Raw genomic sequence first — 4,316 nt, forward strand, 5'->3', positions numbered from 1 at the left:
TTATAAGTAGAGAGTTCTTTTTGTATTTTAATATAGAAGGAATGGATGTAATGATTGTTGAATTTGTAATTGATTATATAGATGAATAGGTACAGATGAGAGGAGAAGTTAATTTGTTTTTTCTACAAATGTCAGGTTTTCCTGGATCGGGAAAATCGACAGTTTCTAAGTATATAGCGAAGTTAACAGGTGCTGTAATTGTAGATCATGACGTTTTGAAATCGGCATTGTTACAATCATTAGAAATGAAAGGGGTTGAATCGACAATTGTTGGAGGAGTATCATACGATATTGAATGGGCATTGATTGATTCTTATTTAGAACAAGGGCATAGTGTTATATTGGATAGTCCGTGTCTATATGAAGGGATGGTTGAAAAAGGAATAAAATTGTCTAATAAACATGGTGTAAAATATAAATATATCGAATGTTACCTTAATGATATGGAAGAGATTAATCATAGGCTGCAAACACGTAAACGTATGGCCAGTCAGATTGGAAAAGTGGATTCGGAAGTAGCTTTTAAAAAGTGGTTAGATGGTAGTAAGAGACCTTCGAATACTGAATTTCTTATTGTAGATTCTGATAAACCTCTAGAGCGATATGCTCAAAAAATGATGGATTATATGAGTAGGTAGAGAAAAGCGTTATCTTCATTCATGAAGATAACGCTTTTCTTTTAAATATCAGGTGTTTCTGTGGAAGTGCTTATTTTTCTACGAGAGCGTCTTTTTCTCCCGATTTTATCTAATAGTTCATACATAACTGGAACGACTACTAATGTAAGAACGGTTGAGACTGCTAAACCACCGATGACAACGACGGCAAGACTTTTTGATACCATGCTTCCTGCTTGCGATTGACCAAATAGGAGAGGGAGCATAGCGACGATTGTTGTTATAGCTGTCATAATGATTGGACGTAATCTAGTGGATCCCGCTTCTAGTAAGGCATCTCTTGTTTCCATTCCGTGTTCCCGATTTTGTTGCACTCTTTCTATTAATACAATAGCGTTTGTAACGACAATCCCGATTAACATTAATGCGCCGATCAAGGAATTTACATCAACGGGTGTTCCTGAAATGATTAATCCTAAAATACCGCCAACAGCAGCTAATGGTAAGGAGAACAAAATTGCAAAAGGAGCGCGCGCCTGTCCGAAGGTGATAACCATAATTAAATATACAATCCCGATTGCAATCCCCATAATTTTGAATAAATCTGTGAAGTTCTCTTGCATAGATTCAGTTGCACCTGCAATAGTTACTTTTGCGCCGCTAGGTAAGTCTAAGTTAGCTATCGTTTCGTTTACTTCTGCGCTTACTTTACTTAAATCTTCATTTGAGGCCTCGGCAGTAATTTGAATCGTTTCTTTTCCGTCTTTATGGAAGACTTCTGTTTGAAGTTTCTTTTCTGAAATAGTTGCAATGTCTTTTAAAGGAATTGGTCCATTGATAGGTGATAGTATGTTTGTGTTTAAAATGTCTTCTTGTTTAGTGATGTTTTCTTTTTTGTGTTCTATTATAATAGTTGTTTTTTCATTATTGATTGAAACTTCACCAATAGGTGATTTCTTCATAAGGAATGCTACTTGTTGTGCTGCTAATTCTGGTGTTAAGCCTAGTTGTTCGGCCTTTGTTTGATCAACATGGATTTGCCATTCTTTCTTAGAGTCTTCTAAATTTGTTTTTACTTTAGAGAGAGCAGCCATATCTTTTAGTTTTGTTTCGACGATAGTAGCAGCCTCTTTTAAATTCGTTTCGTTAGTTGCTGTTACGTTAAATTGCAAATTGTTGCCACCACCAGAGCTTGAATAACTCGTTTTTATATAATCTAGTTCAGCAGGCTCAAAAGCTTTATGTTCTTTCTTTAACTCTTTAATATATTGATCAATATCAGAGCCTTTCTTGAAGACTACAAATATACTGGCAAGATTATTTTTTGTCGTTTGCCCCCATTGTGCATCTTCTGCGCTAGATCCCATTCGTAAAATAACATCTGTTACATCCGAATTAGAAAGTAATTTCTTTTCGAAATCGAAGGCTTTTTGTTTTTGTGTTTCAGGAGCGTAATCAGCTGGGAAAGTCATATTAATAGATAACATTGTGTCGTCTTCAGATTTTATGTTCGCTTTCGGTAGTAATACATAGGCTGCAATCGATCCTGCGAATAATAAAAAAGCAGTAAGTAAAATAATGAATTTATGCGAAAGAGCCCACTTTAATGTAGCGACATATCGTGGTGAAGAACTTGGCTTTTTGTGCTTTGTTTTTTTGAGTAGTAAAAAAGCCATAAGTGGAACAACTGTTAGTGCAACGATTAAGGATGATAGTATAGAATATACAACTGCTAATACCATAGGTAACATTAATTTTCCGATTACTCCTGATACGAGGCCGATAGGTAAGAAAACAGCGACTGTTGTTAAAGTAGAAGAAGTAATTGCGACGGCGACCTCTTTCGTTGCATCGAGAATAATATCTTTAGAGAAAGATTCTTTTTGTAAACGACGGAAAATATTCTCGATGACAACGATACTATCATCAACGAGACGTCCAACTGCAACTGCTAAACCACCGAGCGTTAAGGTGTTAAGTGTGATGTTAGATTGGTGTAGTAAAAAGAGTGTTAATAAAATAGATAATGGAATACTGACAACGGCGATGAGTGTCGTTCGGAAGTTACGCAAAAAGATTAAGATAATTAGAGTTGCAGCAATTGCTCCAAGAATTACTTCTTTGCCCATACTAGTAACAGCATTTTCAACTTGCTCATGAGTTGAGGCTAAAAGTTTAATAGAAAACTGATCTTTATATTGTTTACTTATATCTTTGATTTTCTTATCGATTTCCTTTCCGATTGCAACTGCATTTTTACTTGGCTCTTTCATGATGATTAATCCGGTTCCTTCTTCTCCGTTTATATGCGAGATTGTATCGTAGTGTTGTTTAAGTTCGATTTGAGCAACATCTTGCAATTTTACTTGAGGTGCAACGGTTATGTTTTTAATATCATCTACATTTTTTATATCCCCAATGACACGAAGGTTATATTCTTCTTTATTAACGGTAATTGCTCCAGCTGGAGTAGAAGTTTCTTTTCCTTGTAAAACTTTTAATATTTGTTCTGTTGTTACGTTTTTATCTTTTAATTGGTTTGGGTCTAGTATGATAGATAATTCAGAGGCTGATTTTCCGAAAAACATAACGTTGGCAACACCATCAATGCTTTCGAGTTGTGGTACGATTTCTTTTTCGATTTGTTTTTCATCTGCTTTTGAAAATCCGTTTTGCTTCTGGATAGCAATTTGAGCGAGTGGAATCATAGAAGTATTTAATTGGCTAACTATGGGTTTAGTTGCATCTTTAGGTAATTTAATTGTGCTAATGGCCTTTTCAACTTCGCGTGCTGCGTCTTTCATGTTTGCTTTGGATGTATACGCGATATCGATACGTGATAACCCCTCGTGCGTAGAAGAGGTGATGCTGTCGATGTGTTCTAAATTGCGAAATTGTTTTTCGAGGGGATCAGTTACTTCTTTTGTCATCGCTTCAGCGTCGAGTCCTTGAGATAAGGTTGTGACAGTGACTGCTGGATTATCGATGCTTGGTAAAAATTCCATAGGTAATTTAGATCCGGAATAAACGCCAAGTACGGAAATGAGAAAAACCATGATGATAACAGCGGCGCGGTTTTTTAATGAAAACTTTGTTAACCTATCCATAAAGTAATTCCTCCATTGGTTTATTTATAGTTGAGTACGTCCTTCTTTACTATATAACAAAAAATGGATATTTTTCATTAATTAAATGTAAAAAAATTCTAACAATAATCTTAAGTTAATGTTTTTGTTGGAATTTCGTTATTTATTCCGCTATTCGCCGAGCGATAAGACTATTACCTAATCGAGCTGTCTGTAAACAACCAATTCGTTCAATTAATAGTTTGTGTGGAGGAACAAAACTAAAAATCGGCATGTTTGCTTTATGTAGGAAGTGGTGAATCTATTTTTTTAGTTTGGATTGATTTGTTTTTTATATTGTTAGTCTATAGAGAAGTAAATGATCAGGGCTTTAATATAGAAGAGAATGAAAATCTAGGAAGGGGTTATGAAATACAGTTTGGTTAACTAGAGTGTATTGGTATACAATTTAAATAGCTGTTTTCCATAGATGGGAGGAGGTGTCTCTATATAGAAGATAGTAGGATGGATATTTTTTTGTGTTTTTTTAAAAAAACACTTGTTATTTAAAAATCATGATGGTATATTAATAAACGTCGCTGACGCGGAAACGCAGAAAACGACAAAAAAGAAA

The 4,316-nt window shown here is 34.9% G+C and carries 2 protein-coding genes; one reads left to right on the plus strand and one right to left on the minus strand.

Annotation, left to right across the window (positions count from 1 at the left end; all coding sequences use genetic code 11):
* The first annotated feature begins 113 nt into the window (after window positions 1-113).
* On the plus strand, window positions 114-638 hold the full coding sequence (locus tag GFJ36_RS03140) for a P-loop nucleotide/nucleoside kinase family protein (protein ID WP_088608994.1): 525 nt from the start codon (window positions 114-116) through the stop codon (window positions 636-638).
* Window positions 639-679: 41 nt separating this feature from the next.
* Here the strand turns inward: GFJ36_RS03140 and GFJ36_RS03145 are convergent, their stop codons facing one another.
* Window positions 680-3,724 carry an efflux RND transporter permease subunit gene (locus GFJ36_RS03145; RefSeq protein WP_097890000.1) on the minus strand — a complete coding sequence of 1,015 codons (3,045 nt, stop codon included), beginning with the start codon at window positions 3,722-3,724 and terminating at the stop codon, window positions 680-682.
* Between the last annotated feature and the right edge of the window lie 592 nt (window positions 3,725-4,316).

Source organism: Bacillus sp. EE-W1, from assembly GCF_009760835.1.
GTDB lineage: Bacteria > Bacillota > Bacilli > Bacillales > Bacillaceae_G > Bacillus_A > Bacillus_A wiedmannii.